We start from the raw sequence: 26,598 nt of genomic DNA, 5'->3' as shown, positions 1-26,598 counted from the left end.
TCAGAACTTCGTGCGGAGCTCGGCGCGAATCCCGCGCACGTCGGGCAGGCCCGTTCGCTTACCGGCAATACCATCGACGCGAAAGATCATCGCGCGATTCAACACCTTCTGCGCGCGAATGCCGAACGCGTACTGCCCGCCGGGCATCTCGGCGCTCGTCTGATGTGGATACGCCGTCGCGACTTCAAATACCACTTGACGATCGAGCTGTGAGCCCAGGAGCTCGAGGCCGAGCGCGCCGCCGGTCGAGTTGCGTCCCGTGGCGTCGAGCGCGGGGAACGCCGTGATCGCGTCCGTCTCGAAATTGATGCCCGTGTTCGTGAGAATGCCGCCCGCACCAGGGTCGCGCGCCGCCGACACCGGATTGTCGATGCCGAAGAACAAGTTGAGATACGGCACGACGGTCGCCTCGTGCGACGTGATGAACGAATTCTCCATCAGAAAGAGATGGCCGTTCGGTGTCGGATTCACAGCCGTCCCCGCCGGCGTGACGATGCCCGTCGGTACACCTTGGCTGAACGCGCCGATGTACCGTACCGAATTCGACACGATGCCGCCCCAACGCCGCGTGAACGACAGCGCCACCGAATGAAAGTCCGGCTGCGTCACGTCGCCGCCGGCGATGTACGCGTAGCCCGCCTCCACATAGCCGTGATAGGCGTCGATGAACGTGTTCGTCCCGAAGATCTGCCCGTGATCCTTCCCATTGCCGACGAACGAGTTCGAGACGTCGCGGCCGCCGTAAAAGAAGCTCCCGTCGAAGTTCGACCAGTCGAGCGAGCCGGAGTTGCGCGCTGGAATCGCGAACGCCGCGCCGCTGAACGCGTCCTGCAGCCAGATGCCGTTGTGAAACAACAGCGGCATGCGGCCGGCGGAGATCGGCAGGTCGAACGGTGAGTCATGGCCGGTCAGACCGCCGACGATCGCGCCCAAGTCGCCCTCGAAGAACAGCGCCGCGGGATCGCCGTTGTAGTGGCCCTTGAAGCCCGTCGAGTCGCCGCTGAACGTCGCGCCCGTGAACTGACCTTTGTCCTCGAACGGACGAAACAACGCGTGAAAGCGTTCGGTCGCCGTGATCTTGAGATCGACGTCGAGGTTCAGCCGGTTTCCCCACCGGCTGATCTGCGTGCCCGCGTCGGAACCTCCCGCCGCCGAACGGAAGTCGCCGTACACGAGCAGTTGCGGAATGACGATGTTGTGCGAGCCCAGGAACGTCGGCGCGGGCGAGAACGGACCGCTCTGATAGAGCTCGCGTCCCAGCTCGAGCAGCGGACGCTGCGTCGAGTTGAGATGCTTCGCGCCATAGATGTCGAGCTGCGCCTGATAGTCGTAGGCGGGATTGCCGTAGTTCGGATCGGCCGCGAAGACCGAGCGATCGTGCGTCGCGGGCTGCGCGCGCGGATCCATGTGCGCGCTGTCGGGACGCGCGCTCGATGTGCTCTGCTGCGCCGCCGCGGCGCACGGCAGGCCGGCGCTCAACAGCATCACCACCAGCGCGGCGATCGGCCACGACGAGAGTCGGCGCGTCATTAGCGAACCGTGAACGTGACGGTGTACGGATGCAGATCGACCATCCATTCGTTCATCGTGCGCTCCATCTCCTTGGTCGATCCGATGAACTTCATGAAGTAGATCGGCTCCGCACGGCTGCGCATGCGCACGGCGAGCTTGTACGTGCCGGGCTTCCGCATCGCATCGGCCGGCACCGTGTACTCGGCGTCGCGCGAGCTGAGCGGCGGCAACGAGCGTGCTTCCATGCGGATGAACGGCGGGTGGTTCATCACGGTGATCGGCTGCCCGCCCGGACGTATGAACGGAAGTTGATCGATGTCGAGATTGATCGGGAGATACATCTCGCGGTCGGTGCCCTTGACGTCCGTCGTCAGGAACTTCGTCTGCAGGTTGAAGAGCTGCTTGTCGTACGGAACCTTACCGGCCCGCACGTCGAGCGAGTGCTCGTCGGCCATGTCGCCGTTGCTGTCGAGATAGCCCGACTCCCACACGCGCTTTCCGTCGGGATCGATCAACGCGACGTTGAGCCACAGCTCCGGCTGCGCGCCAAGCGATCCTGACGGCAGGTTGTGTCCCGGATTGATGTTCGAGACGCGATACCGGAAATGCAGCGACTGTCCGGCGCGCAGATCACTGCTGAAGAACGGCCCGTCGATGTGCGATCCATGCTCCATCACTTCGCGACGCAGCTCGCGCTTCTTCTCGAGCGAGGCAAGGTTGGCATCGATGATCTTGCGCGCGTCATAGCGATCGTCCGCTTCCGCCCAGTCCTTAGGGAACCTGGTCTGCGGTGTCACCTTGTTCTCGAACGCATCCGTGCCCCAGCCGGCGCGATAGTCGAACTTGAGCCACTGATCGGCCGTCCAGCGCTGCGCGTTTGGATTGTGCGGAAAGAGTCCGGGATGCGCGGTCGGATATCCTGGGCCAAAGAACGAATGGTTCGTGTGCCTGCGCGTGGGATTGATCGGAATGCCATTGACGATCGCGGCAGGTCCTGTCGCATAGCCGTCGGCCACGCCCGGCGTCTTGCCCATGTGGCAATCCTGACACGTGACGCCCTGCTTCGCTGCCGGTGACGCGCGGTACTGATCCCACACCACCTCGAGCTTGATGCCCGGTTGGACGGCCACCTGGTGACACGACACGCAGAATGAGCTCTTGTCGAGCTGGTCGAATTTGATCGCGGCCGAGTGAATGTTCTGACCCGGGCCTGTCTCGCTCGCACTCGTCTTGACGGCGTAGTGACCCTTGTCGGCCAACACGGGCGCCAGTCCTGAACCGCCCGTGGGACCATAGACCGGCGCGTTGATGTTGCCCGGCTCCATGCGCCGTTCGCCGTTGACGCGGCCAAACCGCTCCGACACACGGTGGCACGTCACGCACGTCACGCCTTCGCGCGACACCTGCGACCGCTCGGTGAGCGGCAGATCGCGGCGCTCGTTGAGCGTGGTGCCGACCGCGGCGTGGCAGCGCATGCAGAAGTATCCGATCGTGCCGTGTGACAGATCGTTGATGCGCTGTTCGAATTTGTGAAAGACGGGCGAGGTCGACGCGTACGCGTGATTGCTGCTCGCCCACTCCTGGTAGATCTGTTGATGGCACGACGCGCACTGCGACGCGGACGGATACTCCGACTCGGCGAAGACGGCCGCGTGCGGGTCGCCGCCTTGCTGGACCTGCCGGTCCTGCTGGACTCGTCGGACATGTCGGACGGTCTTCGCCGACGACGTCCGGCTGGACGCGCCGATCCACGCGGACACCAGCGCCGTACAGGCGATGGGTGCGATGATCGATCGAACCCACTGGCGCGCAATTCGACTCCGTCGCCAAATGTGCATCAAGTCAGTCTCGAATTGAGGTGCGCCGACGTGCTTCCGCGAATGGCGCGCAAGTGTGCCATTGCGGAAAACCACTCGCAAGATGGCCGATGACCTATGTGAACCTATGTGAGACCGCCGGCCGGCAACGCCGCGCGCGTTGTCATGCAAGGATTCTCATTCGCTACGCTAAGACGTGCGGCGCGAACTACCTATGGGGCAATTGACCTAGGCGCTGGAGGAGTCATCCCGATTCGGTCGCTTCGCTTCCTCAGGACGACACTGTTTTTTTGACTCACCACGCTCGCCGGCGGCGTCCCGCGCACCGCGGTTCCCGCCTGGCCGACGGCGAAGATCCCCGTCGAGAACGACCCGCCGATGCCCGAGATCGAGATCGTCGTGTTGCTGGTCATCGCGCCCCAGGTCGAGCCGTCGAAGTGGAGGATGGTGCCGTTGAAGCCACCGGCGTAAATGTCGGCCGCGCTGTTGCCCCAGATCGAGAACAGCGGCGTCGACACCGGCGCCGACATCTTCGTCCACACGTTGCTCGGCGGCGTGTTGACGAGGATCGATCCGTCGAAGCCCACCGCGTACACGTTCGATGATATCGTCGGATTGGACGCATCGGCGAACGCCCACACGGCCGAGATATCCGTGGACACGGGCAGCGACATGGCCGACCACGTCGTGCCGTCGAAGTGCATGATGGTGCTTCGTCCGACGGCGTACACCGATTTGCCGTCGGGTCTGGACCACACGCCGAGGAGGAGCGCCGTGGTGTTCGACGTCATCTTGGTCCACGTGGCGCCGTCGAAGTGGAGAATCGTTCCGCCGCCGCCGACCGCGAACGCGTCGGTGCTGCTGTTCGCCCACACCGAATTGAGGTCGGCGGTGACGGGACTCGTCATGCCGGTCCACGCGTTCCCGCTGAAGCGAAGGATCGTGCCCCCGGCGCCGACCGCGAACGGCGGAGACAATCCAAGCAGCGTACCGGACGTCGGTGAGTTCACCGCCGTCCACGATGTGCCGTCGAATTGTTGAATGGTGCCGTACGTGCCCACGACGACGTCGACGTTGCCGAATTGCTGCACGCTCTCGAGCGTGGGATTGAGCGACAGCAGCGTCATGCCGGCGAGCGAGTTGCCGGGCGGACGGTAAATGCCCGTCATGCCTTCGGAGCCTCCGAGGAACGCGACGCTCGCGCCTGCGTCCCAGACAGCGAGGACCGAGTCGCGATAGTTGAGCGTGCCCGCGAAGGTCAGCGCGATGCCCGACGGCCCCCACGACGTGCCGTTGAACGTGAGCAACGATCCGTTCGCGAGCGTTGCATAGACGTCGCTCGTGCCGGCGCCGCTGACCGCCGTGAGGACGCCAGTCGTACCGCTCGACATGGCCCCCCACACGCTGCCGTTGAAGTGTAGAATCGTGCCGCCTTCGCCGACGGCGAAGACGTTCGCGGTGCTCGTGCCCCAGACGCCGCGTAGCGTTTGCGAGGTACCGGAGCTCATCGACGTCCACGTCGTACCGTCGAAGTGCAGAATCACGCCGCCGCTTCCGACGGCGTACACGTCCGAGGCGCCGAAACCAAATACGCCATGCAGATCCTGCGCGGTCGGAGACGTCATCGTGCTCCACGTGCCGCCGGTGAGCCGGATGATCGTGCCGCTCTGCCCGACCGCGAATGCCGTCGAGCTACTTGCGCTCCAGACGGCGAAGAGCTTCGAGCTGACGGGAATCGTTTGCGACGTCCAATTCGTTCCGTCGAAATGGAAGAGGCTCCCGTTCCCCACGGCGAACACGTCGGATGCACTGTTTCCAAATACGCCGTTGAACGGATTCTTTCCGCTGAGACTCGACTGCCACCGCGTGCCGTCGTAGTGGGCGATCTCACCGTTGTCCGTTACCGCGAAGACGCTCGACGTGCCGCTGCCCCACATGCCGGTGACGGCGCCGGTCATCGGGCCGCCGACGATCGCCACTTTCCCGGGCGTCCAGTTCGCGACGGGCTGCGCCGCGACGACTGTGAACACGAGTGCCGCCGACTTCTGGCCATCCACCGAAGACGTTGCCGTCACCGTGGCGGTTCCCGAGGCCAGCCCTTTCACCGACGCCGTGTTGCCGCTCGGCGTCACCGTCGCGACGTTGGTGTTCGACGACTTCCACGTGACGGTGCTCGCCACTCCGCCGAACGTCGCGACGTTCGCGGTGAGTGTCGTCGTCTGTCCGATCTGAATCGTTTGCGGCGCGGTCACGTTGAGCGCCACGGTGCTGACGCCCGCGACAGTGATCGGTGCGGTGGCGAACTTCGTTCCGTCCACCGTCGAGCGCGCGGTGATGTTCGTCGTGCCCGGCGCGATCGCTGTTACAGTTGTTGGATTGGCCGCGCTCACCGTCGCCACGGCCGGGTTGTCCGACGTCCACGCTACCGTTTGCGCCGCGCCGCCCGTCACGGTCACGGATGCGGTTACCTGCGCCGTTTGCCCGACCGCGATCGCCGTACTTGGCGCACCGGAGATCGTGACGCCGGTCACGCTCGGGTTCTGCGTCTGCGACTCGCAATTCGGATTGCTGACCGGACACGCGCCGCCCCCACCGCACGACACACCGGCGGCAAGCAGCGCCAACACACTCGAGACCGCAACGCGGTGCTGCAAACTCATCATGACTCCGTAATCCCGTTATCGAGCGACGCGGTCCGGCGACGGCGCGCGTTGTGTTCCAAAGGGCAGACCGATCGCGAGCCCGGCGCGCAGGACGTAGTTCCAGCCACTCCCCGTTGTACCCGTCGACACCGCGTTCGTGGCTGAATTCTGCTGTGAAAAATTCCCGAAGTTCGCGAAGCCAAGACTTGCGCCCAGCTCGATCAGCGTGGGGTAATCGCTCGCCGCGTTTCCGAACGGAATCATCACCCCGGCGCCGCCGTTCAACATCGTTCCCGTCGCGGTCGACGACACGGTACCGCTCGACAATTTCTGCTGCAGCAGGCCGGCGCGCGCGGCAATGTACGGAAAGATGCGGTCGCTGCCGATGTCGATCACGCGCCGAGGTTCACAGAACGCGCCCTGGAGCGTGGTGCTCCCGCTGAACCGCGAGAGGTTGTGATCCGTCATCTGATATCCGCATCCCAGCGACCACACGTCGCCGAGCTTGTGACGAATCTGCACTTCGAGACCGGGGCCGGCGTTCAAGCCGCTGTACGCGCTGCCACCGAGTCCGGCGAACAGGCCAGAGCCCTGAATCGACCACGGACTGCGCGTTTGTGCCGACGCGGATGACACAACAAGCACCGCGAGAGACAACGTGACACCCAGCGACAGACACACCTTTCGCATGCATTCTCCGCGACGATTGGATTTCCAGGCCTGAACGCGAAGTTATCATGACCCACTCAACCGGGCGAGTCATTGCGGACAAATGTCCCATCTCCCAACTTCAGAATACATGGGGCCAATGTCGCTAAACGCTTCCCTGCCTGTCTGTTCCGCGTGCCGCCACACGATGCAGGCGACGGACCGCTTTTGTCAGGAATGCGGCGCCCTCGTGCGTACCTGCACGAGCTGTTCGCGGCCGCTGACGGCGGGCGATGCGACGTGTCCGAGCTGCGGCTCGACGGTGGACGCGGCCAACATCACCGAAGGCTCGAGCGACGACGATTCCTCGCGCCGCGGTCCGTGGGCGAGCGTCACGGAACGCTTGCGCAAGGCCACCGCCGGTCAGTTCGAGATCATTCGCGAGCTTGGCCGCGGCGGCATGGCCGCGGTGTTTCTCGCGCACGAGGTGCGCCTCAAGCGCATGGTCGCGATCAAGGTGATGTCCCCCACGCTCGCGACCGACGAAGAGCTCGTGCGGCGATTCCGGTTCGAGGCGCAGACGAACGCGCGTCTTGAGCATCCTAATATTGCAAAAGTCTATCAGGACTACGAGGCCGAAGGGCTCGACTTCTTCGTGATGGGCCTCGTGTACGGCCGCTCGCTCGACACGATCATCCGCCGCAACGGCGCCCTTCCCATCCCGGTCGTGCGCGCGGTGCTGTCGCAAGCGGGCCGCGGACTGGCGTTCGCGCACAAGAACGGCGTCACCCACCGCGACGTGAAGCCGGCGAATATTCTCGTGTCGGCGACCGACGGAATGGTCATCGTCACGGATTTCGGAATCGCGAAAGTCGCCGAGTCGCCCACGCACACGCAGACGGGTGCGATCATCGGCACGCCCGCGTACATGGCGCCGGAACAAATCATCGGCCGCGAGATCACCGCCGCGGTCGATCAGTATTCGCTCGGCGTCGTTGCGTACGAAATGTTGACCGGCGTCGCGCCGTTTCTCGGCAACCGCTTCGTGGTGATGCAGGCGCACACCGCCGACGTCCCGCATCCCATTCGCGAGCGCGTGCCCGACTGCCCGCCCGAGCTCGAAGCCGCGGTCCTGCGCATGCTCTCGAAAGACCCCGCCCAGCGTTTCGCCAGCATGTCCGACGCGCTCGACGCCCTCGGCGCCGTGTATGTCGCGGAAAACGATCCCGTGCGCGAAGAGCTGATGCGACTCGCAACGCCGAGTGAATCGGAGAAACGGCGGCTGGAGGCGAATACGCCGGTCACGCCGGTGTCGACGAAGCGTGACGGCGACAGCACCGTTCTCGCGCCCGCGGGCTTGGTCCCGCCGTCACCGCTCGCGCCGGAATCCGTCGGCGCAACGGGCCGACGATCGCGCGTCGTGCTTCTGGCCGCGACGGTGCCCGTCGCCGTCGGGGCGATCGTCATCTCCGCAAAGATCTACGGCGCTCGCACGCAGTCGTCGCAACAGGCAGGCGCACCGGCGGCGGCGACCTCGCCTCAACCGGCGGTGGACTCGAGCGCCGTCGGAACCAATCCGCCGGCAATACAGCGCGGCGGCTCGGCGACCGACACCGCAAAGCGCGTAATCGTCAACCCGACGCAACAACACACCGCCGCGGCACCCAACCGCGCCGCGGGCACATCGACGCCCGCGCAGCCGAACGCGTCGTCGCAGAAGGGCGCTCCCGATGTAACGCGACAACAGACTTCGAACGCGCCGGCCAATACGCCGACGAATGCGTCCGATGCGTCGGCGGCCGCGAAGGCGGCCGATTCAGCAAAGTTGAATCGCCCCGCGGCCGTGCCGCCGTCGCCGGCGCCGACGACGACCGCCGCACCGAAGCCAACCGCCGAAGAGGTACGAGCGGGGGGAGTGACTGCACTGCGCGATGCCGAGGCCGCCATCGCCGCCGCGCTGCGCAACCGCAATGTCGTCACGCTCTCCTCGTTGCTCGTCGACGACAAGACGGCGCGCGACATGCTCGGCACCGTCAAGGACGGCTACAACTTCAGCGTCGTCTCCGTAGATCCCGATCAGCCGCAAGTGACCGATCAAGCCGGCTCGATCGATTTTCGCGTGGCAATGCGCTGGGTCACCGCCGCCGGACCGACGCGCAATCGCACCGCCACGTTCCATTCCGAAGCGACGCGTACCGGAACGACGTGGCAGGTGAAGCCTGCGCGCGTCAGCGGCTGGTAATCGATCGCGGTTCAGGACAACCCAGGGCAATCGACCCTGGCGGACTCGCGGTTCCGCGTGACACCATACTGACGTGACGGATACCACGCAGCTCTTTCAGCGCCGCTGCGCGCACTGTGGCGCGACGATCGCGCCGGGCATCGGCTTCTGCTCGCAATGCGGCATGAGCGCCGAGTTGCGGCCCGACGACGATCCGTTGATGCAGCGCACGCGCGCGATGTTCGGCGCCGACTATCGCATCGAGAAGGAGATCGGCCGCGGCGGAATGGCCGTCGTCTACTCGGCATTCGATCCAGGGCTCGAGCGGCGCGTGGCGATCAAGGTGCTGCCGCCCGAGATCGCGGACAGCCCCGAGCTCGCCGAGCGATTTCGCCGTGAAGCACGGCTGGTCGCGTCGCTGCAGCATCCGAACGTCGTAACGGTGTACGGCGTGCGCACCGATGGCGAGCTGCACGCGATCGTGATGCAGTACGTCGACGGGCGCAGTCTCGACGCGGCGATCAAGGAGCAGCCGGTGCTTCCGCTGCCGGTCGCGGGTCAGGTGCTCGCCGAAGTCGCCGCGGGGTTGCAGCACGCACACGATCGCAACGTCGTGCACCGCGATGTGAAGCCGGCCAACGTGCTGCTCGGCGCCGACGGACACGCGGTCGTTTCGGATTTTGGCATCGCTCGCCGCGAGGGCGGGACGCGCATCACCGGCACGGGTGTGGTGATGGGCACGGTCGCCTACATGAGTCCCGAGCAATGCGTCGGCGCCGGCGTGAGTCCGGCGTCGGATCAGTACTCCTTCGGCGTCATGGCGTTCGAGCTGCTCGCGGGCAAGCGACCGTTCGGCGGAACGATTCTCGAAACGCTCCAGGCGCACGCAAACGATCCGCCGCCGGACTTGAGCGCGCTTCGGCCGGACTTGCCCGCGGACGTCGTCGCGTATGTGATGCGGGCATTGGCCAAGGAGCCCTCGGAGCGCCATGCCGATCTCCGCGGCGCGGACGCCGTCTTTCGACAGTTCATAAAAGACAAAAAGCATACGACGAGCGTCCTCGCGAGCCTGTCGCGCACGATCGCGGCGCCTCGCGTTCCCGCGCGGAAGCCGGCGACCGAAGTGACGGTGATGGCCCCCGTTGCCGTCCCGGTCGGCGCACCCGTCGCGTCGGCCGCGCCGCTGTCCACGTCCACGCCGTCGACGACGTCGACGACGACGACCTCGTCGACAGCGACCGTGTCCAACCGCCCGCGCTTCGTCGCCATCGCGGCCGCGGCGGTCGTCGTTGTGGCGGCGGGGATCGCGTGGACATTGTCGCGCCCACGGGCGACTCGGGCCGGTGCGTCGCCCGACGTCGCGCAACAAGCCGCGAACGTCGATGCATCTTCGTCGAAATCGGCCGCGCCAATTTCACAAGCGGCAAACGCGATTGCGCCGCAGAGGGGCGCCGTCGCGAGCGGCAATACGCCAAACACCGCACCAGCCCCGCACAACAACGTGGCAGACAGCGCGGCACCGCGCGCGACGAACGACAGCATGTCCGCTTCGCCCGCTTCGCCCGCTTCGCCGGCATCGCCACCGGAGCGACCGTCAGCGGCGCCGGCGAATTCAAATCCGGCCCCGGCGAGCGTCAGTGCGCCCGCGGTCACCGCGCCCGTCGCGACTGCATCGCTGGACGATGCACGCGCCGTGACGCGGCAGTTCGTCACCATGTGCAATCAACGCCGGTGGCGCGACCTCGAGGCGCTCGGCGCACTCGCCGGTGATGCCGCGCTCCGTACGCAACTCATTCAGTCGGTGCACACCGCCGCCGATTTCTCGGCCGGCATCGATCGCGTCGCATCGCTGCCGGTCGTCACCGGCGAGCGATTCATGACAGAATTCGTAATCGATCTCGAATGGCGCGGCGGCAAGTCGTCGGCCACGATCCAGCTGGTGGCTACGCGCGACAACGGCGCATGGAAGCTTGCGTCGTTTGGCGCGTCGGCCGCGCCGTAGTATGCAGTCGTCCTGGACGCCAAAGGCGTGACAGGATGACTGCCTAGATCGGTTGACCGGCGCGAAGCCGCTCGGCCACCGCGTGCCGGCTTCGTACACCGAGCTTGCGAAGCACCCGTTCGGTGTGGCGCCGCACCGTGTGTACGCTCAACCCGAGCGCGCCGGCGATCTGCTGATTGCTGTGTCCACGCGCCAACTCGCGAGCGACCTGGCGCTCGCGCGCCGTCAGACGCGCGCTGTCCTTTCCGTGCGTTGCCTCCGCGGTCAGCACCGGATCGTGCCGGCGGACCGCGATGACGATCACGTCGTAGCCGAGCCGGGCCAGATCATCAGCGACGAGCTCGTGGATCAATGAGCTGACTTTCGCCGTGTCACTGCTGTGCGCAGACACGCCGTCGTGAATCGTCGGGGAACCGCGCACCATCGCGCACTCCGTGTGTTAGCCGCCGTTCAAGTTCGTGTGCATCGAACGCTGATGCGATAGGGAGTTCTTCCCAACGCGCGCAACAGGCGTTCGATGTGGTGGGACGTCTTGTATTTCGTAGCGGCTCGGGAGTCTACCACCCGAATCGGTGGGTCGCCAGATAGTCGGGCATCAAAGAATTGAAAGCGTCCAAAGCGTCCGGTGGGACTTACTTGCGAGGGCGCGGAGAGGCAAAATTTTTTGCATGCAGATCTCCGCAATTCCCCTTCGCATCCTCGGCGCGCTCCTCGAGAAGGAAGCGACGACCCCCGATGTGTATCCGCTGTCGCTCAACGCGCTGACGGCCGCGTGCAATCAGTTGTCGAATCGCGACCCCGTCATGTCGCTGACCGAAATAGACGTGCGCAACGCGGTCAATGCGCTGCGGCAGGAGGGTCTGGTTCGGGCCATTCAACCCGCAGGCTCGAAGGTCATGAAGTTTCAGCATCTGCTCACCGACAAGCTGAATCTCGACGATCGCGAACGAGCGGTGCTCGGTGTGCTCATGCTCCGCGGCCCGCAAACGTTGGGCGAGATTCGCACGCGCACGTCGCGCCTCGCGGAATTCCCTGCGCTCTCCGACGTTGAATCGACGCTGACCGAGTTGTCGAAGCGAGACCTTGTCGCGGAGATGGCGCGCCGGCCGGGCCAGAAAGAGACGCGCTTCGTTCAGTTGCTCGGCGGACCGCCCGCGGAATCAGCAGCCGATGCAAGCGAAGACGACCTGCACGCCGAGCACGCCGAACATGCCGAACATGCCGGCGGCGATGAGGCCCGCCGCCCGGATCGCGTGGCCGCGCTCGAGGCGAGCGTGGATGAATTGCGCCGCGAGCTCGACGAGCTGCGTTCGCGCTTCGAGCATTTTCAGAGGCAGTTCGGCTGAGGGCAGCCGGCCGGCCCATTACAGCGCTCGATACAACGCCTCGAGCGTGATGCCGCTGCTGACGCGATACTCGCGGCGGCGCGGTGCCTCATTCGGATCGACACCCAACGCCACGAGGAGCGCATCGACCGCTTCCACGCGAACGTGCGGCACGAAGACGTACTGCTCGCGCATGTCCGCGATGTGGAAGATGACGACGCGAATGGGTCCGTCCTCGGACTCCGCGAAGTTGCGAAGTGTCGACGAAAATGACGTGGGGTCCGCGACGGCGTACGCGGCACCCTGATCCACCCCCACCAGCGTGGTCGACCGCCAGTGCCGCTCGCCGTTCCGATCGAGGATGTCGGTGAGAAGACCGTCCTGCGTGGACGACGTGAGCACGGTCGGAAGGCCGCCGTCGTTGTTCGAGCAGTCGTGATCCCACACCCATTCGAGCCCGCTCATCTCGAGCGTGTTCACGAATCCCCACACGTCGTCGACCGAGCGCCGCGCCGGTACGATATCGCGCACTTCGATGCACAGCACCCCGAAGTCGCGCTCGAACAGCGTCGCGCCATTGTCGGCGGCGAAATGGCGAATGTGATGATTGCGGTCGGTCATCCAGACAAGTATCGGCGACCGCGCCGCAAAGATTAGCGCGGCGCCGAGCCGATCGTTCCCAGGAGTTGCATCGCGGTCCTGTAGAGGCGGCCGCGCACCTCGGCGCGCTCGGCCATGCGCGTCACATAGCGCACCGTGATCTCGACGCCGCCCGGCACCGGCTTGAGATGCACGCCCGGCGTTGCTGTTAGAGAAGTATAATGCGGCGCTCGCCGCGAGCCCTTCCACTCCGCCTCGGCCTGCTGCGCGCTTTGCGACGTTGCAGCCTCGACCTCGGTTTGCAGCGACTCGGCAACCGCATACGGGTCGCGACTCTCCGGGACGACGATCTGGACCTCGTCCCACATCCACTGGCCCGTCGTCGAGAAATTGAAATAGTGGCCTTCGATCGCGAATCCGTTGGCGAAGGTCACGCGGCGTCCCGTCGGATACCCGGATCCGCTCCAGTCGCCAGTCTCGAGCAGCACGGTGTGAAACATCCCGAGCTCCACGACCTCGCCGGTGACGCCGTTGATCTCGACCAGGTCGCCAATCCGGATGCCGTCGCGGCCCATGAGCACGAACCAGCCGACGAAACCGACGATGAAATCCTTGAGCGCCACCGTGAGCCCCGCGCCGGCCAAGCCGAGGAAGGTGCCCAGGTTGTTGGGCGGCCCGAAGATGACGAGGAGGATGAGGAGAATGCCGATGATTTGCAGCGTCACGCGGGCGACCATGTGCAGGGTCTGCGCACGCCGGCGGTCGATGCTGAGCCGTCCCGTAACACGGTCGGTCCATCCCGCAAGCAGCACGACACCAAGGAAAATGGCGATCAGCGCGACGACGCCGCGCAGCATGCGATTGACCACGACGCGCTGCTGTCCATCGACGACCGTCATCCAATTCGTGTACGTGTCGGACAGTTGGTGCTGATTGTCGACGCGCTGGTCGAGCGTCGTCAGCGATTGTTCGGTCAACGCCTGCGCGCGCGTGGCGGCGACGAGCGCGGTCGTCGAGTCGTGGCTCAGCGCGCGCGCGGATGAGTCGCGCAATCGGCTGGCGGCGCGCGCTCTCATGCGATCGTGCCGCGCCCTGAGCGCGGCGGCGAGTGAGTCGGCTTGCTCCTTCGCGTGCGCGAGCGAGGACTTCTTGTCGTCGAGCGCCTGCCATGCGGCAAGGCGATGCACCAGCCCCGGCGAATCGGACGTTGGCGTCACGACGACGCGCAGGCTGTCGCTGCTCTTCGATGCCGCTTCGTGCTGCGCCATCATCGCCTGCATTCGCGCCTGCGGATCGCCGCCGACGCGAATGAGATCCTGCTGCGCGTCGTCGACCTCGTCCTGATCGAGCGTCGCCATGGCTTTCGCCAGCTCGAGGCGATCGGCCAACGGTTGCGCCTGCGCGGCCGATGCCTTCGCCGCCTCGGCCGTGAGACGAGTGACCTCCGCTTTGTCGGCGGCGAGCGCATTCCGCGCTTTCGTGAGCCGAGCGTCGATCTGCCGCGCCTCGGGTGTGTTGGCGCGGGGGCGCGCGGCGGCCTGGCGTACCGCCTGCGCGAACGCGAGGTCGATCTCCTGATCGGCCAGGCGCAGCGCGCTCTGGGCGCTGGATCGCTCTTCGGGCGCCGTCGGCAGGCGCAACAGCTGTTCGACGGTTATTAGAGAAGTCTGATCGACGTCGCCGGACACGGCCGGCGGAACGCGCCGGGCGCCGGGCGTCCCGGCACTCGGGCGCGGCCGCGTGTAGTACACGCCGTAGCCGGCCAGCGCCAGGAGAACGACGAGCAGCACGACCGCGCCGCTCTGCTTCCGATGCGAAAGATCCATAAAGATCCATATCGTCTATCGCGCGAAGCTAAGCCGGGTCCCCGCCGCACGAAAGTGAACCGACCCAAACGTTCTGCACCGTCCCGTTGTCCAATCGTCCATGCGCAATCTCCGCCTCGCTTTCCGGACGCTGTTCAAGACGCCCTTCGTCACGATCGTCGCCGTCCTTTCGCTCGCGTTGGGCATTGGCGCGAACGCGGCCATCTACTCGTTGTTCAACGAGCTCCTGCTGGCCCCGCTCCCGGTGCCGCATCCGGAACGCCTCGTCAATCTGGGTGGCAACGACCCGACGCCGGGCTCGCATCAGTGCGGCCTGGCCGGGAACTGCCAGTGGGTGTTCAGCTACAAGATGTTCCGCGATCTCGAGGCGCAGCCGGGTCCGTTCAGCGGCCTCGCGGGGCACGTCATCACCAGCGGAAACGTCAGCTATCGCGGCAACACCTCGAGCGCATCCGGTGAGCTCGTCTCCGGCTCGTACTTCCCCGTGCTCGGCGTCAGACCCGCGATTGGCCGTCTGTTCAGTGTCGACGACGACAAGACGATCGGCGGCCACCCCATCGTGGTCCTCAGCCACGAGTATTGGTCGACCCAACTTGGCGGCGATCCCGCGGTGGTCGGCCAGATCCTCGACGTCAACGGCCAAAAGCTAACCATCATCGGCGTTGCCGCCGCGGGATTTCAGGGCACCACGCTGGGCAACAAGCCGGACTTCTACGCGCCGCTCACCATGCGCGGCGCATTGAGTCCCGGGTTCAACGCGTTCGACAAACGCCGGCAGTACTGGGTCTATGTCTTCGGCCGCCTCAACCCCGGCGTGACGATCGAACAGGCCGGCGCGCGCGAGAACGTCCTCTATCACAGTATCATCAACAACGTCGAGCTGCCGCTGCAGAAGGGAGTCAGCCAGAAGGTGCTCGACCGATTCAAGGTGAAAAAGCTCGAGCTCAGCGACGGCCGCCGCGGCCTGAGCACGTTGGACGCCCAAACGCGTACGCCGCTGATGCTGCTGTTCGGAATCACGCTGTTCGTGCTCACGATCGCGTGCGCCAACATCGCGAACCTGCTGCTCGCGCGCGCCGCGAGTCGATCGCTGGAGATGGCCGTTCGGCTCTCGTTGGGCGCGACCCGCAGGCAGCTCCTCGCGCAGCTGCTCACCGAATCCGTCGTGCTCGCCGCACTCGGTGGAGTGGCGGGGCTGGCCGTGGCGTGGGGGACGCTGCACGCCATCGTGTTGCTGCTCCCCAACGACGTGTCGTCGGCGCTTTCGTTCACGCTGAGCCCCACCGCGATCGGGTTCGCCGCGTTGCTGGCGATGCTCACCGGATTGCTGTTCGGCCTCTTCCCCGCGCTGCACAGCACGCGGCCCAACCTCGTCTCGGCGCTGCGCGACGGATCGGGCAAGACGTCGGCAACGCGCAGTGCGACGCGGTTCCGGACGTCGCTCGTCACGGCGCAGATCGCGCTGTCGATGGCGCTGCTGGTCTCGGCCGGGCTCTTCATCAAGAGTCTCACGAATGTGAGCCGCGTGAGCCTGGGGCTCGACGTGAACAATCTCGTGACGTTTCGCGTCTCGCCGGTCCTGAACGGCTACTCGGGCGTCCGCTCGCAGCAGGTGTTCGCGCGCATTGAATCCGAGGTGAGCTCCATCCCGGGCGTCCGTGGTATTGTCGCCGCGCGCGTCCAGGTGATCGGCGGCAACAACTGGGACAACGGCATGAACGTTCAGGGCTTCGCGAAGACGCTCGACACCGACGTCGATGCCTACTTCAACGAGGTGAGCCCGGAATTTTTTCACACGATGGGCATTCCGCTCGTCGCGGGACGTGAGTTCACGACGGGCGACGCCGTCGGTGCGCCGCGCGTGGCAATCGTGAACGAGGCGTTCACGAAAAAGTTCAAGCTTGGCAACGACGCGGTCGGCAAGATGGTCGGCGAGGGCGACAGTCTCACGCACGTGATCGTCGGCGTCGTCAAGGATTCGCGCTACAGCGGCGTGAAGCAGGACATGCGTCCGGTGTATTACGTCGCCTACAAGCAGGATACGACCGCCGGGTCGATGAGCTTCTACGTGAGAAGCTCGCTGCCGTCCGCGACGTTGATGCCCGAAATTCGCGCGGCCGTGGCGAAGGTCGACCGCAACCTGCCCGTGACGGGCCTCAAGACGATGCCCCAGCAGATCAAGGACAACGTGTATCTCGATCGGATGATCAGCACGTTGTCGGCGGGCTTCGCGGCGCTCGCGACGCTGCTTGCCGCGATCGGATTGTACGGCGTGCTCGCGTATTCCGTCGTGCAACGCACCAAGGAGATCGGCGTGCGCATGGCGCTCGGCGCGGACTCATCGAAGATCCTGTCGATGGTGCTGCGCAGCGTCGCGATCATGACCGCTGTGGGCGCGACGATCGGTGCCGCGGCCGCATGGGGAATTGGACGAGGCGCGCAGTCGTTGTTGTTCGGCGTGCAGGGCCGCGATCCGTTCGTGATGGTTGGCGCGGCCGTCGTGCTCGCGATTGCCGCGGTGCTCGCCGGAGCGATCCCGGCCGCGCGCGCGGCGCGAGTGGATCCCGTTCAGGCGCTGCGGTACGAGTAGATCAACCTGGATCAGCGCCCCGCCAGAAACGCCGAGATGCGTGAGTTGAGGAAGTCGCGATCCTGCGGGTTGGCGCCGGCGCCCGCGGGATGGCCCCACAGCGACGGAATCGGCACGAGCTTGACCGTCGACATGAACTGCGATTCGTAGCGCGCATCGCCGACCGGGAAATACAAATCGGTCTCGGAGGGCATGTAGAGAAACGGCACCTTGATCGATCTGAGCGCCGCCTCGACACTGCCGTTGAAGCCCGGCGTCATGCCGACGTCGTGCTTCTCCCAGGTGCGGCATTGGAGAATCAGATCGTTGGCGTCCGCGCCGGGAATGAAGTTGCGAAAGCGCGCCATGTATTGCTCGAGCGTCGTGCCGGCCGGCACCGTGGTCTTCCACAATTCTCTGCGCCACCATTCCTGCGAGTAGAGCCACGGTGCCCACACCATGCCGAACGCCTCGAGGCCTTTCTTCGGCTGCTCGGTGTAGTCGCCGTTGTTGAATGTCGGATCGGTCTCGATCGCCGCGATCTGACTTTCCAATCTCATGATGCCGTGCCCGTACGTCTTCGCGGTGCCCGACGTCGCGACGACGCGATCCTCGAACGCGGGGTAGCTCACGGCCCACTGAAACGCCTGCTGCGCGCCCATCGAGAAGCCGATCACCGCGCGCAGATGCGTGACGTGCAGATCCTCGGCGAGTAATCGATGGACCGCCTCGACGTTGTCGCGGATCGTCATCACCGGAAAGCGCGGCCCGTGATACGGCTCGGGCGTGTTGCTTGGACTCGACGAGTGGCCGTTGCCGAAGAGCTCCGTCGCGACCAGAAACATCGTCGCGGTGTCGAGCGCGCGACCCGGCCCGATCAACCACTCGTAGCCGTGATGGTTGGCCATGTAGTGTGACGGCAGCAGCACGACGTTGTCGCGCGCGGCATTCAGATGGCCGTACGTGCCGTAGACGACGATCGCTTTCGGCAGCGTGACGCCGCTTTCGGTATGAAAGTTCGCAATCGCGAATTCGTGATGTTCGGCGCGGTCCGGGCGCTGTTGCGCGGCGGCAGTGGTCGCGCAGAGGGCGAGCACCGCGGCGAGGATGGGGCGTGGCATGCGGGAAACGTGGAGCGGTCGCGCCGTTTTGTCATCCTGAGCGAGCGCGGCTCGCTGTCATCCCGAGCGACCCTGAGCGTAGCGAAGGGGAGTCGAGGGACCCCCGTCCCGACGGAGGAGCTCTCCGTAGTGAAGGGGGTCCCTCGACTCCGGCGCTCCGCGCCTCCGCTCGGGATGACAATAGCGGGGAACGCTCCGCGCCTCCGCTCGGGATGACAATAGCGGGCGCTGTTACGCCCCCGGCGGCACCCGCCCCGGCGTCCACGGCACCCCCGCGCGCTCCGCATCCCGCTCCAGATTCGGCAACTCGACCGCCACCAGCTGCCTGACACGCTGCTCGATCGCCGGGAATCGCTGCCGAACAATTTCCACCTGCGCGGCCTGCGATGCATCGAGCGCTGACAGCGTACTCCCCCATGCGTTGCCGATCGCTCCGCTCAACCGCGCTTGCAACGACGTCTGAGTCGCCTCCTGCCGAATGGCACGCGTCGGATCGCCGGTGAGCGACTCCTCGGCGTCGCGCAACTGTTGTTCCAGCGCGCGCACGCGCCGCGCGAGCGACGTGTCCGCGGACGGCGCTTCGTCAATCGCGCGCTTCAAAAACCCAATGCGCGTCAACGCCTCGCTCAACGATGCCGATGCGCCGAGTACCGAGCGCTCCAACTCGCCAATGCGTCGTTGGTCGGCGAGGGTCGCCATCACACGGCCCGGCACTGAATCCATATCCACGACCTGAAAGCGCACCGGACCGGCAAGCGTCGAGAAATTGCCATCGATGCGACTCATCAACGACACTTGATACGTTCCCGGCGGCGCGAACGGCGCCAGCGGCGGCGACGTGAACGGATAGTCCGGATCGGGCTTGTACGGCGGACCATTCACGGGAGCGGTCGGCTGGAGGCGAAGATCCCACGCCACGCGGTTGATGCCTGCGCTGTTCGATCCGACGAAGCGCCGCACGACCTGACCGCTCGCATCACTGATCGACACGATCACCGCCGGCGCCTCCTCACGATCCTCGGCGCGCAGCGTATCCCACGGCGGATAGAGCACGTCCGCCCCCTTTTTCTCCAGCGCCCGCTCCGCGATCTGTCGCTGCGAACGTCGCCCGGCGAGCGAGTCGCGCATGTAGTACGTGATCACGGCGCCGAACGGCGGATTCTGCGCCATGTACATCCCCGCGCCCTGAAACGATCCACCCGGAAGTCCGAGCGGCGTCGACTCGACATACAGCGGCGCCGGCTTCACGGGGTAGAGTGTGACAGTTTGTTCATGCCAGTTTCGTAATGGCGCGTAGTCGTCCAGCACGTAGAAGCCGCGGCCGAACGTCCCGAGCACCAGATCGTTCTCGCGCCGCTGGATCGTCACGTCGCGCACCTGAATCGTCGGCAGGCCGCCCTTGAGCGGCATCCATCGCTTGCCGCCGTCCACGGTCACGTACAATCCGAACTCCGTGCCCACGAACAGCAGATTCCGGTCGACGTGATCCTCCGCCAGACTCCATGTGCTGCCCCGCTCGGGCAGATTGCTCGTGATGTTCGTGAACGTGCGCCCCAGGTCCGCCGACTTGACCACGTACGGTTTGAAGTCGCCGGATTGATAATTCTGTAATACCACGTAGAACGTGTTCGCGTCGAAATTGCTCGGCACCACTCGCTGCACGACGCTCGTGTCCGGCACGCCGGGGAAATGGTCGATCGCGCGCCACGCCGCGCCGCTGTTCTCGCTGATCGACAGGCGCCCGTCATCGGTGCCCACGAACAGCAAACCGTCCTTGACCGGCGATTCCGCGATCGTGACGATCGTTCCGAACAACGTCGTGCTCACGTTCTTCGACACCGCGTCCACGCCCCACACACGGTCCATCAACTTCAAGCGATTGCGGTCGATGTTGCGCGAGAGATCGGGCGAGACGGCGCGCCACGAATCGCCGCGGTCGTCGCTGCGGTACAGCCGGTTCGACGCGAAATAGATCCGCGTGTGCGAGTGCGGGCTCACGAAGAGCGGCGAATCCCAGTTCCACCGCAGCGCCTCGCCCACGGAGTCGAACGGCTGAATGCCCACGACGTCGCCCGTCCGCAGGTTGAACCGGCTCAGCACGCCGAACTGCGACTCGGCATAGACGGTGTTCGGATCCTCGGGATCGACCACGCTGCCAAACCCGTCGCCGCCGCTCGTGATGAACCAGTCGGCGTTGCGAATGCCGTTGTTCGTGCGCGTGCGACTCGGGCCGCCCACCGAAAAATTATCCTGCGCGCCGCCGAATATTCGATAGAACGGGCGCGAGTTGTCCGTCGCCACGCGATAGTATTGCGTCACCGGCAGATTCGCCGAGAAACGCCACGTGTGCCCGCGGTCGAAGGTCTCGTACACACCGCCGTCGCAACCGACAATCAGATGATCCGTGTCGTCGCGGTCGATCCACACCACGTGGTTGTCGACGTGCTTGAGCTGCTCGCCGACATTGTGGAACGTGCGGCCGCCATCGTCGCTCACCTTGAGATTGACGTCGATCGCGTACACGCGGTCGACGTTGAGCGGATCGGCGAAAACCTCGTTGTAGTAGTTTCCGCCACTCTGATATCCGCTCATCTTCTCCCAGCTCGCGCCAAAGTCGCGCGACCGGAAGAAACCGCCTTTGCCATCGGCTGCTTCGGCGATCGCGTACAGCGCGCCGCCGACCGATGCCGACAGCCCAATGCGTCCGAGATCGACGTCGGGAAATCCCGACTGCGACTTGGTCCATGTGCGTCCAGCGTCCGTCGAGCGATATACCGCCGACCCCGGCCCGCCCGCGATGAAGCCGAACACGCGTCGCTCGCGCTGCCACGTCGTCGCGACGAGCACGTCGGGATCGCGCGGATCGAGCTGGATGTCGTTCGCGCCCGTCCATTCATCCGCCGGAACGCTGAGCTTCGTCCACGTCTTGCCACCGTCGGTCGTCTTGTAGATGCCGCGGTCGCCGCCCTTTCGAAACAAGGGCCCCTGCGCCGCGACGTACACGATGTCGGAGTTGCGCGGATCGACGACGATGCGGCCGATGTGCTCGGACTCCTTGAGCCCCACGTTCTTCCAGCTCCGTCCGCCGTCGATCGACTTGTACACGCCGTCGCCATACGCGACGACGCGCTGCGTGTTGTTCTCGCCTGAACCCACCCACACGACGTTCGGATTGTGTGGATCGATCACGACCACGCCGGTCGTGAACGAACCGTCATGATCGAACGCGGGCGTAAACGACACGCCGGCGTTCGTGCTCTTCCAAACGCCACCGGCCGCCGTGGCCACGAACCATGTCTTCTTGTCGGGCGCGACGGCGATGTCGGCGATGCGGCCCGATGTGAGTGCGGGACCGATCGACCGCAGCTTGAGACCGGACAGCGCGACGGCGAGCCGCGCGGAATCAGGCGACTGCGCGCCAAGTGCGGCCGCGAGTAGAAGGAGGACGAGTGAGCGCATGCGTTCGAAGATAGCCGGTTTCACGCTGGCCGCCTCGCGGTGCATCCCATACTTTATGCGGTCATGCGGCCTCGAATTTCGGGACTCCTCGCCACCGTCGTCGCCCTCCTCGCCCTCCTCGCCCTTCGGCCGTCGCTCGCGACCGGCCAGGCGTCGCCCAACGTGACGATCGCGGTACGCGTGCTCGACTCGAGCAGCGCGCCGGTCCCCGACGCCGACGTCTCCGTCGTGCGCGACGTCTCGACCGCGCTCGCACATGCGACCACCAACGCCGCCGGGCGCACGAGGCTCGTCGTGCCGCGGGGTCCGGGATCGCTGCAGCTCATCGCGCGGCGCATCGGCTACCAGGCCGCCTATCGCTTCTTCGCGCTTCCCGCGGGCGACAGCACGTTCATCGAGCTGCGGCTCATGCGCACGCCGGTGACGCTCGAGACAGTGAAGGTCTCCGCCGCCGAAGATCTCAAACGAAAGAGCTATTATCTCAGCGCCGAGGATATCGAGAACAGCAATCGCACGATGCTGGATGCGAGCGACATCTTCAAGCTGCGTCCGGACATGATGAACAGCCGCGGCGGCGCGAAGGCGTGCGAAGTCCCGTGGACCGATCGTACCGGTTGGATCGAGAACGTGTTCATCAACGGCAAGCGCATCGTGCTCGCGCCCATGGATTCACAATACGTGTATAGCCGCAAGCAGTCGCTCGGCGTCTTCGACAAGCCGATGCCGCGCCCGAACCCGCGCCTGTCACGCGTCGGCGCGCGTCCGCCGACTCCGTCGCAATTCACGCAGTTCTCGCACATGGACACCGTCCTCTCGATCCTCAAGGGGATCAAGCCCGAGCACATCGCCGAAGTGACGTATCACGATTGCTTCGACATGTCGGTGGACAAGAATCACTCCGACCTGGCGATGTTCATCGTGCTGAAGCCAGGCATCGGCTACAAGCCGGGGCTCGGGACCTTCGTCGTGCCCGAGGATACGACGTCCAGGCGCAACGCGAACGCGTTCACGGTCGACAACCTTCCCCGCTACCGGTTTCGGATCGTCGGGATCTACGACGTGGGCACGGGCGATCCGCTGCCGAACGTGGACGTGATCGATTCGGTGAGCGGCAATCGCGTGCAAAGCACGGCGACCGGGACCGTATCGCTCTTCTTCGTTCCCGAGGGAACGAACACCCTGCGCCTACACCGCGCCGGATTTCGGGACACCACCGTCACCGTGACCATCTCGCCGAAAGACACGGTACCGCTGACTTTCGTGATGAGCCGCCAGCCCTAGGCGCCGGCAGCGTATCTTTCAGGGATGCCGGAATTCTGGCCGCCAAATCTCCGGCTGTCGTATGTCGTCGATCTCTCGCCGCGATCGCCGGACGACGGCGTCTACGTCGATGCCGGTGCTGACGTCGCGCACATCGATCCCGCGCTGAGTCGCCTGCTGCGCGGCAGCGACGTCGGAGAGACGCTCGCCGCGATCTGCGCGACGGGCCGCTGTCACGTTCGCGAATCTGCCACTCAGGTCGCGAAGAAGGCCGCGCGTTGGGACGACGCCGGCACGTGGCGACTCGCGTTGCGCGTCACATCGCGCGACGACGGGACGCACGCGCTCTCGGGCTCGCTCGTGCGCGGCGACCAAATGTTGGCGCTCGACGCACCCGCGGTCCTGCATCCGAACGGCCTTCTATATATGAACGGCGCGCTCGCGCGCTACGATCACGGCGGCGTGTCTCACATTGCCGCCACGCTGCGCAACGTGCCGAACGTTCCGCTCGTCGACGGCGAATTGCCCGAAATTCTCGAGCTTCTGTACGCGTTGCCGCACGCACCGTCGATCGCCTTGCCGGAGGACGTGCATCTCGACGAACGACGCGTTGCGCCGCGGCCGTGGCTCTCGATCACGCAGGATCCGTCGCCGTGGAAGATCGCGACCCCGATCCTCGCGCTCGGCTTCCAGTACGGCGACGTGCGCATTCCGGCCGATCACCCGCAGGAAGCGATCTTCGATCGCGCCAGCATGACGCTGCTGCGCCGCGACTACGATGCCGAGCGTGCGGCACGCGAGCGCTTGACGACGGCGTCGGCGCGCGTGCACGCCGACATCGAGCGTGACAACGATCCGCATCGCCTCACGATCGCGCGATCGCGCCTCGCGCCGCTCATCGTGGAGCTCGTGCGCGAAGGCTGGCGCGTCGACGCGAGCGGCGTGCAGTATCGCGCTCCCGGTTTGGCGCGCGCGCAGGTGCGGTCGGGCATCGACTGGTTCGACCTCGACATGGTCGTGGATTACGACGGCGCCACCGCGCCGCTTCCCGCGTTGCTCGACGCAATTCGCAAACGTCAATCGACGGTCACGCTGTCCGACGGCAGCGTTGGCCTCGTTCCCGTCGAGTGGCTGTCGCGTCTCGGTCCGGCGCTCGCCGCCGGTTCGCCACAGGCGGGCGTCACACGCTTTTCGCGCTCGCAGATCGGCTTGCTCGATGCGCTGCTGTCCGCGACACCCGACGTGTCGATCGACGAAACCTTCGAGCGTGCGCGCGAGAAGCTGCATTCGTTCGAGGGGATCGCCCCCGCCGACCCCGCGCCGAGCTTTGTCGGAACGCTGCGCGAGTATCAGCGCGAAGGACTCGGCTGGCTGGACTTCCTGCGCGACTTCGGGCTCGGCGGCTGCCTCGCCGACGACATGGGTTTGGGCAAAACGGTTCAGGTGCTGGCGCTCCTCGATGCTCGGCGCGCCGCGGCGGCGACTAAGCGCCCATCGATCATCGTCGTTCCACGTTCGCTCGTCTTCAACTGGCTGCGCGAAGCCGAGCGATTCACGCCGGCGCTGCGCGTGCTCGACTACAGCGTCGCGCGCCGCCGCCCCGGCGCGATCGACCCCCACACGGACGACGTCGTCATCACGACCTACGGCATGATGCGCAGCGACATCGCCGAGCTCAGCGAGATCGACTTCGAGTATGCCATTCTCGACGAGGCACAGGCGATCAAGAATGCGAACACGGCGTCGGCGAAAGCCGCGCGGCTGTTGCGCGCGCGCCATCGCCTGGCGCTGAGCGGCACGCCGATCGAGAACCATCTCCACGAGCTCTGGAGTCTATTCGAGTTCTTGAATCCCGGCATGCTCGGAGCCTCGTCCACGTTCGGGTTGATGGCCGATCTGGCTACCGACGCGCCTCCCGGCGACCACCAGGAGAGCCGCGAGATCCTCAAGCGTGCGCTGCGCCCGGTGATTCTGCGGCGGACCAAGCAGCAGGTCGCGCCCGAGCTGCCGGAGCGCGTCGAACAGACGCTGTACGTGGACATGGAGCCGGCGCAGCGCGCGTTCTACATGCAGTTGCTCGCCGAAACGCGGCGCACCGTGTTCGACGAGATCGACCGCGTGGGCGTTGGCGGGGCGCGCATGCACATTCTCACCGCGCTGCTGCGGCTGCGCCAAGCGGCGTGTCACCCCGTGCTCGCCGATCACACGCGCCCCAATTTGCCGAGCGCGAAGCTGGACGCGTTGATTCCGACGTTGGCCGAGATCGTGGACGAGGATCACAAGGCCGTGGTGTTCTCGCAGTTCACGAGCTTCCTCTCGCTGGTGCGGCGCCGCCTGGAGGAGGACGGCATTGCGTACGAGTATCTCGACGGTGCCACGCGCGATCGCGAGGCACGCGTCGATCGCTTTCAGTCGGCGGACGGACCGCCGCTCTTTCTCGTGAGTCTCAAGGCGGGCGGCCACGGATTGAATCTCACGGCCGCCGACTATGTGTATCTTCTCGATCCGTGGTGGAACCCCGCCGTCGAAGCGCAGGCGATCGACCGCGCGCATCGCATTGGGCAAACGCGCCGTGTGATCGCGACACGCCTCGTCGCGAAGGGCACGATCGAGGAAAAGGTTCTCGAGCTTCAGGCCTCGAAACGCGCGCTGGCCGACGCCATCCTGGGCAGCGATCAGGGCGCGCTGGCCGGCATTGGCCGCGAAGAATTGGAGATGTTGTTGTCCGCCGGCGAATGAGCGCGCAAGTTCAACGCATGAAGACTCTCGTCATCGACGTCGGCGGCACGCATGTGAAGCTGCTCGCGACCGGCAAGCGTTCGCGGCGGATGTTCGACTCGGGGCCAACGCTCACGCCGGCGCGCATGGTCGAGCAAGTGCTCGCGGCCACCGAGGACTGGGAGTACGATCGCATCTCGATCGGCTTTCCGGCCCCGGTGCGCGACAACCATCCGGTGGACGAGCCATGGAATCTCGGACGCGGCTGGGTGCGATTCGACTATGCGCGCGCATTCAAGAAGCCGGTGCGCATGATCAACGACGCGGCGATGCAAGCGCTCGGCAGCTATCGCGGCGGACACATGCTCTTTCTGGGACTCGGCACCGGCCTGGGCACGACCATGATTCATGGCGGAGTCGTGGTGCCGCTCGAGCTGGCGCACCTGCCGTATCGCCACGGCAAGACCTACGAGGAATATGTCGGCGCTCTCGGGTACAAGCGATTGGGAAAACCGAAGTGGCGCGCGCACGTGCTTGAGATCATCGACCTCTTCGTCGCCGCGCTCGAGGTTGACTACGTCGTGCTCGGCGGCGGGAATGCGCCGCACATGAAGCGGTTGCCGAAGTTCGTGCGGTTGGGGACGAACGACAATGCGTTCAAGGGTGGGTTCAGGTTGTGGGAGAAGGACGACAGCGCGAAGTAGCTGTCATCCCGAGCGGAGCCGCGCAGCGTTCCCCTTATTTCATCCCGAGCGAAGGCGCGTAGCGCCCCCCCTTATGTCATCCCGAGCGAAGGCGCGTAGCGCCGCAGTCGAGGGACCCCCTTCACTACGGAGAACTCCTCCGCCCGGATGGGGGTCCCTCGACTCCCCTTCGCT

16 protein-coding genes are annotated in these 26,598 nt (G+C 65.6%); 7 read left to right on the top strand and 9 right to left on the bottom strand.

The genetic code is table 11. From position 1 onward, the window contains the following. The 4 genes from VN706_17175 to VN706_17160 form a co-directional block, all read right to left on the bottom strand. Positions 1–1,530 (bottom strand): hypothetical protein, encoded by a 1,530-nt coding sequence (locus tag VN706_17175; GenBank protein HXT17375.1) that lies wholly within the window; start codon positions 1,528–1,530, stop codon positions 1–3. Next, positions 1,530–3,350, bottom strand: a complete 1,821-nt coding sequence (locus VN706_17170; GenBank protein ID HXT17374.1) for a multiheme c-type cytochrome — start codon at positions 3,348–3,350, stop codon at positions 1,530–1,532. Before VN706_17170 ends, VN706_17175 begins: the two co-directional genes overlap by 1 nt. A 191-nt stretch (positions 3,351–3,541) precedes the next feature. After that, complete coding sequence (locus tag VN706_17165) at positions 3,542–5,992, bottom strand: Ig-like domain-containing protein (GenBank protein HXT17373.1); 2,451 nt, start codon at positions 5,990–5,992, stop codon at positions 3,542–3,544. 15 nt (positions 5,993–6,007) lie between these two features. Then, positions 6,008–6,661: a hypothetical protein gene (locus tag VN706_17160; protein HXT17372.1), complete on the bottom strand. Its 654-nt coding sequence runs from the start codon at positions 6,659–6,661 to the stop codon at positions 6,008–6,010. Between the two features lie 82 nt (positions 6,662–6,743). Here VN706_17160 and VN706_17155 point away from each other — a divergent pair, with 82 nt between their 5' ends. Both VN706_17155 and VN706_17150 read left to right on the top strand, forming a co-directional pair. Continuing rightward, on the top strand, positions 6,744–8,861 hold the full coding sequence (locus VN706_17155) for a protein kinase (protein ID HXT17371.1): 2,118 nt from the start codon (positions 6,744–6,746) through the stop codon (positions 8,859–8,861). A 73-nt stretch (positions 8,862–8,934) separates the two neighbouring features. Beyond that, complete coding sequence (locus VN706_17150) at positions 8,935–10,842, top strand: protein kinase (protein HXT17370.1); 1,908 nt, start codon at positions 8,935–8,937, stop codon at positions 10,840–10,842. A 43-nt stretch (positions 10,843–10,885) separates the two neighbouring features. Here VN706_17150 and VN706_17145 read toward each other — a convergent pair whose 3' ends face one another. After that, entirely contained in the window at positions 10,886–11,266 is a 381-nt protein-coding gene (locus VN706_17145) for a helix-turn-helix transcriptional regulator (protein ID HXT17369.1), read from the bottom strand. Positions 11,267–11,510: 244 nt separating this feature from the next. Here VN706_17145 and VN706_17140 point away from each other — a divergent pair, with 244 nt between their 5' ends. Then, the gene (locus VN706_17140; protein HXT17368.1) at positions 11,511–12,188 is read left to right on the top strand and encodes a YceH family protein; all 678 of its coding nucleotides are present in this window, start codon (positions 11,511–11,513) and stop codon (positions 12,186–12,188) included. An 18-nt stretch (positions 12,189–12,206) separates the two neighbouring features. On the opposite strand, the gene VN706_17135 is transcribed toward VN706_17140, so the two are convergent. Continuing rightward, positions 12,207–12,788 carry a hypothetical protein gene (locus tag VN706_17135; protein ID HXT17367.1) on the bottom strand — a complete coding sequence of 194 codons (582 nt, stop codon included), beginning with the start codon at positions 12,786–12,788 and terminating at the stop codon, positions 12,207–12,209. Between the two features lie 32 nt (positions 12,789–12,820). Beyond that, the gene (locus tag VN706_17130) at positions 12,821–14,593 is read right to left on the bottom strand and encodes a mechanosensitive ion channel domain-containing protein (protein ID HXT17366.1); all 1,773 of its coding nucleotides are present in this window, start codon (positions 14,591–14,593) and stop codon (positions 12,821–12,823) included. Positions 14,594–14,693: 100 nt separating this feature from the next. Between VN706_17130 and VN706_17125 the strand changes: the two genes are divergently transcribed. Beyond that, positions 14,694–17,183: an ABC transporter permease gene (locus tag VN706_17125; protein ID HXT17365.1), complete on the top strand. Its 2,490-nt coding sequence runs from the start codon at positions 14,694–14,696 to the stop codon at positions 17,181–17,183. Positions 17,184–17,194: 11 nt separating this feature from the next. Here the strand turns inward: VN706_17125 and VN706_17120 are convergent, their stop codons facing one another. Both VN706_17120 and VN706_17115 read right to left on the bottom strand, forming a co-directional pair. Continuing rightward, complete coding sequence (locus VN706_17120; protein HXT17364.1) at positions 17,195–18,283, bottom strand: alpha/beta fold hydrolase; 1,089 nt, start codon at positions 18,281–18,283, stop codon at positions 17,195–17,197. A 231-nt stretch (positions 18,284–18,514) separates the two neighbouring features. After that, positions 18,515–21,742 (bottom strand): hypothetical protein, encoded by a 3,228-nt coding sequence (locus VN706_17115; protein HXT17363.1) that lies wholly within the window; start codon positions 21,740–21,742, stop codon positions 18,515–18,517. 39 nt (positions 21,743–21,781) lie between these two features. Between VN706_17115 and VN706_17110 the strand changes: the two genes are divergently transcribed. From VN706_17110 to VN706_17100, 3 genes are read left to right on the top strand one after another with little or no spacing between them, the layout of a single operon-like run. Next, positions 21,782–23,023 (top strand): carboxypeptidase regulatory-like domain-containing protein, encoded by a 1,242-nt coding sequence (locus VN706_17110; GenBank protein HXT17362.1) that lies wholly within the window; start codon positions 21,782–21,784, stop codon positions 23,021–23,023. Positions 23,024–23,047: 24 nt separating this feature from the next. Beyond that, complete coding sequence (locus VN706_17105) at positions 23,048–25,741, top strand: DEAD/DEAH box helicase (protein HXT17361.1); 2,694 nt, start codon at positions 23,048–23,050, stop codon at positions 25,739–25,741. A 17-nt stretch (positions 25,742–25,758) separates the two neighbouring features. Further along, positions 25,759–26,424, top strand: coding sequence for a hypothetical protein (locus VN706_17100; GenBank protein HXT17360.1), 666 nt, complete (start codon positions 25,759–25,761; stop codon positions 26,422–26,424). Positions 26,425–26,598: the final 174 nt, after the last annotated feature.

It is taken from the genome of Gemmatimonadaceae bacterium, assembly GCA_035606695.1.
Classification (GTDB): domain Bacteria; phylum Gemmatimonadota; class Gemmatimonadetes; order Gemmatimonadales; family Gemmatimonadaceae; genus JAQBQB01.
Note: the sequence above shows the minus strand (reverse complement) of the source record. Positions and strands in the feature narration are given on the sequence as shown.